This is a genomic window from Microvirga sp. P4_G7, assembly GCF_056401005.1.
The window spans coordinates 1-6,559 of sequence record NZ_JBFUKD010000167.1; the positions used below are offsets into that span (position 1 = coordinate 1).

A 6,559-nucleotide genomic window follows, 5' to 3' on the forward strand; every position below is an offset into this window, starting at 1 on the left:
GTTCCCTGCTCCGCCCGAAACGCGTTCGGCGCGCGACGGCAGCGATGGGGCCGACCCGATCAGGATCGTCAGCGTAGGCAGGGCCGTCGCCAAAAAAGGGTATCGCGATCTGATCCGTGCGATCGCCGCCTTGCCGCCCGATCTCCATTGGCGGTTCGTCCATGTGGGCGGCGGTGAACTATTGCCGGAGCTCAAGACCCTCGCACAAAAAACAGGCATCGCGGACAAGGTCGCTTTTCTAGGATCGAAAGCGCAGCCCGATGTCGTCGCTCTGCTGCGCGAGGCGGACCTTTTCGTTTTACCCTCGAAGAGTGCTTCGTCCGGCGACCAGGACGGATTGCCCAATGTTCTGATGGAGGCCGCCAGCCAACGACTCGCGATCGTCGCAACGGACTTCGCCGGCATTCCGGAATTCGTGCGAAACGGAAAGGAAGCGAGCCTCGTCATGCCGGGCGATTGGGAAGCACTCTCGAACGCCATCAACCTCATCAGCCGCGACCCGGCACAGCGCGAGGCATTCGGTGCAGCCGCATTCGAACGGTTGCGGCGAGATTTTTCGATGGAGGGTGGGATCGACGAATTGGAGCGGCGTTTCCGATCTCTCACCGAACCCGTGGCATCGACGGTCGCGGCGTGAACGCGCGTCCGATCGCCTTTTATGCTCCGTTGAAGGGTCCTCGACACCCCTCCCCGTCGGGCGATCGCACCATGGCTCGCCTTCTCATGAAAGCCCTGGAGGTTGGCGGCTTCTCGCCTCTTCTCGCGAGCGAATTGAGGACGCTCGCGAGAAGGGGCGACGCCGAGGAACAGCAGGAAATCAAGCGCGCTTCGGACGACGAAGCCGCGCGACTGATCGCGTCGTTTGGGGCCTTGCCGACGCCGGAGCGACCGCAACTCTGGTTTACGTATCACGTCTATTACAAGGCGCCGGATTGGATCGGTCCCGCGGTCGCCCGTTCGCTCGGTATTCCCTATGTCGTCGCCGAGGGATCACGCGCGGCCAAGCGGGCGGACGGACCCTGGTCGCTGGGCCATCGCGGAGCTGAGGAGGCGCTCGACTACGCCGACGTCCTCTTCGTCATGACCGACAAGGATCGCGAAGCATTGGCGGCCGCCAGGCGCGACGGGCAATCGCTCGTCTCGCTGCCTCCGTTTCTGGACGAAGCGGAATGGGCACCGCTCTCGCCTCCACCGGCGCGACGAAACGCGGTTCCGAAACTGCTGTGCGTAGCGATGATGCGAGACGGCGACAAACGCGAATCCTATCGTCTGCTCGCGGACGCGCTCACGTCCTTGCGCGATTTGCCCTGGAGCCTCGATATCGTCGGAGACGGCGAAGCGCGCGCATCAATCGAAGCGCTCTTCGCCCCCCTGGGCGAGCGGATCGTCTTTCATGGCGCTATCGAGGATCGGGCTGCGCTTCGCACAATGTACGAACAAGCCGACCTCTTCGTCTGGCCAGCTGTGAACGAAGCGTATGGAATGGTTTTTCTCGAAGCGCAGCTTCTCGGATGTCCGGTGGTGGCTGGCGCCTTCGGCGGCGTGGCGAGCGTCGTCGAGGACGGCCGCACGGGTCTACTCGTTCGGCCCTCCGATAGTGCGGCTTTCGCGGCCGCGGTGGGTGGCCTGCTGCACGGCGCCTCCCGCCGCGCGATGCTCGGCGAGAACGCCCATCGGTTCGTCGCTGGAGATCGCGGACTCGCCCGCGCCGCCGTGCGCCTTCGGGAGGGTCTCGAACCCGTCCTCGCCCGGAAGGATACGTCCCCATGCGCATCCTGATCGTCGTCACACATCTTTTGGGCGCGGGGCACTTAACGAGAGCCGCCGCTCTCGCACGCGCCTTCGCCGACAAGGGGCACCAGACCACTCTCGTCTCGGGGGGCATGCCGTCGGCGCTGATCGCGCTCGACGGCGTGACGCTGGTACAATTGCCGCCGGTGCGCACGAAGGGAACGGATTTCAAGACGCTGCTCGACGAGCGGGGCGAGCCTATCGCGGAGAGCCGTCTTGCCGAACGGAAAACACGCTTGTTCGAAACCTTTCATCGCGCGCGGCCCGACTGCGTCCTCACCGAATTGTTTCCCTTCGGCCGCCGCGTTCTTGCCGACGAGTTCACGGCGCTTCTCGAGGTCGCCGATGCAGCGCGGCCCCGCCCGCTCATCGCATGCTCGATCCGCGACATTCTCGCGACGCCGACGCGTGCCGATCGGATCGCCGAAACGCAYGCGCGCCTGGATCGCTTCTACGACACCGTGCTCGTGCACGGCGATCCGGACCTCGTCCCGCTCGACACCTCATGGCCGGTCGACGCGTCGGTTCAGAAGCTACTTCGCTATACCGGCTACGTGGACGACAACGTCGCCGCCCTTCCCTCATCGGCAGGACGTCGCGGGATCGTCGTATCGGGTGGATCGAGCGCGGCCAGTCTCCCGCTCTATCGCGCAGCCGTCGCCTCATCGAAAAGCGACGACACCCGTCCTTGGCGCATTCTCATGGGCCAGGGTCTCGACGACACGTATGTCGAGAGCATCCGTGCGCTTGCGCCTGAGCACACCCTCGTCGAGCGCGCGCGACCTGATTTTCGCAATCTGCTGTCAAGGGCCGAAGTGTCGGTCAGCCAGGCCGGCTACAACACGGTCGTCGATCTTTTGCGAAGCGGCCCTTTCCCGGTTCTGGTGCCTTTTGAGGGAGGGCACGAGACCGAACAGCGTATTCGTGCCGAACGCCTTGAGGGTCTCGGCCGCGCGCACGTCGTCTTGGAGGCGAATTTGGCCCCGCAGACGCTCGCCGACGCCGTCCGCCGGGCGTTGGAGCGACATGAGCCTCCCCTTTCGGTCGACCTCTCCGGCGCACAAGAGACCGTCGCGCTGATCGAACGGATGCGTTCGACAGGACCGGCGTTGCACGAGCAGCAGGATTGGTCACGCATCGGCGACGCCCTGAAGCGGGCTCGCGACAACGGCAAGCCCATTTCGGCCTGGTGGCGCGACGATGACGCCACGCAGCACACCCCGGCTCTCGATAGGCTTCTGGTCCTCGCCGAACGTTACAGCACCGGCATCGCCCTCGCCGTCGTTCCGCGGATTTTCGAGCGGTCTCTGGTCGATCGCGTTGCGGATGAGGCGGCCGCTCACGTGCTCGTCCACGGCTTCCAGCACCGCAACCATGCGCCGCAATCGGAGAAGAAGGCGGAGTTCGGAGCGCATCGTCCGCTCGCCGACATGATCCGGGACATCCGGGAGGCACGCGAACGGGTCCAAGCGGGATTCGGCGCGAGAATGCTACCGGTCTTCGTTCCGCCCTGGAACAGGATCGCGCCCAACCTTATCTCTGTATTGAGCGAAAGCGGCTATCGCGGAATCTCGACGTACAGAGATCGGGCGAGCGTCGAGGCTGCACCCGGCCTCTTGCAGGTCAACGCGCATCTCGACCCGATCGATTGGCGCGGCAACCGGAGTCTTCTGAACCCGGACGCACTGATTGCCGAACTGACTCATGCGATTGATCGCAGAACGGCAGGAATCGCGGATGCGGGAGAGCCGATCGGCCTTCTTACCCATCATCTCGTCCACGACGAGGCCGTCTGGAGCTTCTGCGAACGCCTCTTGGACTATCTGTCGCGAAACACTGTTAGGTTTGTGCTTGCGGGCACGGCATTTTCCGGTGAAAACGGATCACCATTGGGGAGTGGCACGTTATGATTGGTGAAAGCACCGGTCGGTCGGGGGATTTAATGGAGGCACCGCTTCTTTCAATTCGGCAGTTGAAGGTCGATTTTCACGTGGAATCGGGTGATTTCCGTGCTGTCGACGGCCTTTCGCTCGATATTCCGCGCGGTAAGACGGTCGCCCTCGTCGGCGAATCCGGCTCAGGCAAGTCCGTTACGGCCCAAGCGATCCTTCAAATTCTCCCGAAAGCGGCGAAGATCAGCGGCGGATCGATCGTGTTCGACGATCCGACCGACGACCAGCCTCCCCTCGACATCGTCGGCCTCGATGYGGAAGGCAACGCCATGCACGCGCTGCGCGGCGGCCGTATCGCGATGATCTTCCAGGAACCGATGACCTCCCTCTCGCCTCTGCACACCATCGGCGATCAGGTTACCGAGGCACTCATCGTCCATGCGAAGGTGTCTCAGGCGGAGGCGAACGAAAAGGCGATGGAGGTGTTCGCCCGTGTCGGCTTCCCCGACCCGCGCCGCGCATTGCGCACCTATCCGTTCGAACTCTCCGGCGGTCTGCGCCAGCGCGCCATGATCGCCATGGCGTTGATCACGAAGCCGGCGCTGTTGATCGCCGACGAGCCGACGACGGCGCTCGACGTCACCACCCAGGCCCAGATCCTCGACCTCATAAAAGAGCTGCAGGCCGAGACCGGCATGTCAGTCCTTCTGATCACCCACGATCTCGGCGTGGTCGCCAACGTCGCCGATGACGTTGTCGTGATGTATCGCGGCCGCGTCATGGAATCGGGATCGAAGGAAGACATCTTCCGTGATCCGCAGCATCCCTACCTTCAGGCGCTCATGCGCGCGGTGCCCCGCTTCGATATGAAGGAAGGCGAGCGCCTGACGCCGATCCGCGAGATCAAGTCGTCCGCTCTGATGCCGACGAACGGCCAAAAGCATGTCGCCCATGACCGCGCCATCCTGACGGCGGAAGGGCTCACGAAGACGTTCACGCTGCGCTCCGGGTGGTTTTCGGGACATACCCGCACAATCCATGCGGTCAACGGCGTCAACCTCGCGCTTCCGGCCGGAAAGACGCTCGGCCTCGTCGGCGAGTCCGGATGTGGAAAGACGACCGTCTCGAAGATCATCATGCGCGCGATGCATCCTGACGAGGGCCACGTGCTCTTCGACAACGGGCACGGTCCGCGCAATGTGCATGAGTTGGAAGGCGACGAGCTGACCGCGTATCGTCGTTCGGTTCAATTCGTCTTCCAGGATCCGTTCTCGTCGCTCAACCCGCGCATGACGGTCTATGAGATCCTGACCGAGCCGCTGCGCATCCACGATGTGGGCAGCCACGACGAGCAATATGCGCGGGCCAAGCAACTGCTCGAAATGGTCGGTCTCGATCAACGCTCGCTGCGGCGCTATCCGCATTCGTTTTCGGGCGGACAGAGGCAACGCCTCGGCATTGCGCGTGCTCTCGCGCTCGAGCCGCGCGTGCTCATCTGCGACGAGCCCGTATCCGCCCTCGACGTGTCGGTCCAGGCGCAGATCTTGAATCTTCTGAAGGACCTTCAAAGCGCACTCGGGCTTTCATATCTGTTCGTGTCCCACAACCTCGCGGTCGTCGATTACATCGCCGACACCATCGCCGTGATGTGCCGCGGATATATCGTGGAAGAGGCACCGAAGGCGCTGTTGTTCCGCAATCCCATTCACCCTTACACGCAGGCTCTGCTCGCGGCCGTGCCGAGTCCGGAGCTCGCTCACCCGCTCGATTTCGACAAGCTGCGCACCGAAAGCTTTTCCCAACCCTCGCAATGGCCCGAACCATTCCGGCTTCTGGATGGCGAGCGCGGCGAGATGAAGGAAATCGAAAACGGTCACAAGGTCCGCGTGAAAACCATTTCCGGACGGGAGGCTGCGTGATGACCTCAAATCGCTTCATCGGACAATGCCGTATCGGCCTTGCTGCGATCATGATGATCGCGGCCTTGCCGGCGTTTGCGCAATCCTACAGTGAGCCGCCCTTCTTCGCGGAGCGGGTCGGCAAGAAGGATCTTCCCCCGATCGGCCAGCGCCTTCCCCGCACGCCGCTCGTGGTCGAACCGTCGGCCACCGGCGAGACGGGCCAGTATGGCGGCGACGCTGTCACCCTCGTCGCACGAGCGCGCGACATCCGCTATCTCTCGACCTATTCATACACGCGACTTGTCGGCTACGACCAAAAGCTCGCGCTCAAACCCGATCTTCTCGAAAGCGTGAACGTCGAGAACGAACGGACCTTCACCTTCGTTTTGCGCGAGGGCCACCGCTGGTCGGACGGCTCGCCCTTCACGGCGGAAGACTTCCGCTATTACTGGGAGGACATCCTCCAGAACAAGGAACTTTCGCCGGCGGGCAYTCCCGAGTTCATGCTCGTCGACGGTAAACCGCCGCGGTTCGAAGTGATCGACAGCCGGACCGTCCGCTACAGCTGGGACCAACCCAATCCCCGCTTTCTGCCGCAGCTCGCCGGCGCACAAGATCCCGGCATCTTCCGCGCTTCGACGTATCTGAAGCGGTTCCATGCGAAATACGCGGACAAAGCAAAGCTCGAAGAAGCGGCGAAGAAGCAGAAGCTCAAATCATGGGCGGCGCTTCACAACCGCATGGACGACATGAAGGAGCTGACCAATCCGGATCTGCCGACCTTGCAGCCCTGGCGGGTGACGAACACCGCGCCGGCGACACGCTTCATCTTCGAACGCAATCCCTATTACCACCGCGTCGACATCAAGGGTCAGCAACTGCCCTATCTCGACCGCCTCGTCATGGACGTGTCCGCAGGGAGTTTGTTCGCCGCGAAGGCCAATGCGGGCGAAACCGATCTCCTCTTCCGCGGCT

Annotated in this window: 5 protein-coding genes; all 5 read left to right on the top strand. The window is 63.2% G+C overall.

Features of this window, described 5'->3' with window-relative positions:
• On the top strand, positions 1-637 hold a 637-nt coding region (locus AC1DT3_RS09635), incomplete at its 5' end, for a glycosyltransferase (protein WP_477465034.1).
• A 71-nt stretch (positions 638-708) separates the two neighbouring features.
• A complete protein-coding gene (locus tag AC1DT3_RS09640) occupies positions 709-1,779 on the top strand; it encodes a glycosyltransferase family 4 protein (RefSeq protein ID WP_477465035.1) in 1,071 nt (356 codons plus the stop codon).
• A complete protein-coding gene (locus tag AC1DT3_RS09645) occupies positions 1,767-3,701 on the top strand; it encodes a glycosyltransferase (protein ID WP_477465036.1) in 1,935 nt (644 codons plus the stop codon). The genes AC1DT3_RS09640 and AC1DT3_RS09645 overlap by 13 nt, the downstream gene beginning before the upstream one ends.
• Positions 3,702-3,733: 32 nt before the next feature.
• Positions 3,734-5,602, top strand: a complete 1,869-nt coding sequence (locus AC1DT3_RS09650) for an ABC transporter ATP-binding protein (protein ID WP_477465037.1) — start codon at positions 3,734-3,736, stop codon at positions 5,600-5,602.
• Positions 5,602-6,559, top strand: a 958-nt coding sequence (locus AC1DT3_RS09655; RefSeq protein ID WP_477465038.1) for an ABC transporter substrate-binding protein, incomplete at its 3' end; no start/stop codon positions are given. The genes AC1DT3_RS09650 and AC1DT3_RS09655, both read left to right, overlap by 1 nt.

Bases quoted from the DNA above. Each gene is read 5' to 3' on its own strand.
- AC1DT3_RS09640 (WP_477465035.1), top strand. From the start codon at position 709: ATGGCTCGCCTTCTCATGAAAGCCCTGGAGGTTGGCGGCTTCTCGCCT.